The sequence below is a fragment of the Roseovarius sp. YIN77 genome (assembly GCF_057219155.1).
Genome location: NZ_JBXVVI010000054.1, coordinates 1 through 1294, shown reverse-complemented (window position 1 = coordinate 1294; position 1294 = coordinate 1). Strand labels below are relative to the sequence as shown.

Genomic DNA, 1294 nt, shown 5'->3' with positions numbered 1-1294 from the left:
GTGCAGGTGCACATCAATCTCGCGCAATATCTTCAGCGCATCCTCATCCGAATACCGTTTTCGAGCCATCCCTCGTTCCTTCTGTAACACTCAAGTAGTGGCACAGTTTTAGGGGGCTAAGACAAGCCAATCGTCATTTCATGAGCATTTCAAGTCGGTGACGGGTACAACGCCTCTCCAATACCAAAAGGACTTACGAATGATTGAAGCACGCTCGCTTTTGGAGCGCGGTGTCCCATCTGTGTCCGCTGCGGGATTTGAAGTCGGTTATGAAAGCCCCACTCATTTTAGTCGCGACTACGCGCGCAAGTTCGGGTGCTCGCCCAGACATCATCATACGCGGGCATAGAAAATCCTGCCGCGTTTCTAGAGCAGTCGTTCAAAACCAGAAGGACTACTGCAGCTTCGTCCTGCATTACTGACCTTCAACCAAGACAGCTCTGAGGCTGGCAGGGCCATTCGTAGGCGAGGTTGGCGTCATTTTGTGACTGGACATAGCTCGAAGCAGAAAAGACCAACCACCGACCACCATAGAGCGCCTCTTCGCACTCCAAGCAACTATAGCCCGTGTCACGACCTTGCCGTTCATGTCGTTCTGGAGAGTTCGTCAAGCGAAGCATGCGAAGTCCTGCCAATCGAACTCTTGTCTACCACCCAAGCTGATATGCAGATCGAAAACTCGCAAACCCGTAAAGAAAGTGCTATTTTGGGGGGTGCTTAGCACGTGGTTAGTACGGGTTTAAATCAGGTAATCGCCTGTTTTTTATAATTTTTCCATTTTTGGCATCATTTTACGCCCGACGGCCCAATCCGAGTGTCGTATAATAGAGATATAGTAATGTTACGGAGTAAGAAATTGAGTAAATCATCCACCAAAACGATCTCAGACGCGTGTAAAATCTGGCTCAAGTCCTGTGAGCGCAATGGATTGGAGCCAGCAACGATTCACACCTATTCAGGACATGTTCGCAATTATATCGACCCGCGTATTGGTCATATGCTGGTCGCGGGAATTTCACGATCCGAGGTCTGGGATTTCGTAGAAGAACTGCAAGATGACGACGTTTCGCGTTCCACGACAAAGAAGATACTTGCCAGTTTGACCTCGGTACTGGCAACGGCCATTAATCGCGAGTGGATTGGCCACAACGTTGCACGTGATGTGAAGTTGAAGCGCAACAAGCGCCTCGAAGATGAGCGCACAATCCCGACGAAAGACGAAATCCGGACAATGTTGGAAAAAGCACCGGACAAATACCGACCACTTATCAAGACCGCCCTCCTCACTGGTATG

Annotated in this window: 1 protein-coding gene and 1 pseudogene; both read left to right on the top strand. The window is 49.7% G+C overall.

The annotated features are described in order from the left end of the window. Positions 1-130 precede the first annotated feature (130 nt). A pseudogene (locus tag AC2D8P_RS16560) lies at positions 131-349 on the top strand (helix-turn-helix transcriptional regulator); the annotation flags it as partial. A gap of 507 nt (positions 350-856) precedes the next feature. Beyond that, the coding region (locus tag AC2D8P_RS16555; RefSeq protein ID WP_484703990.1) for a tyrosine-type recombinase/integrase at positions 857-1294 on the top strand (438 nt) is incomplete at its 3' end.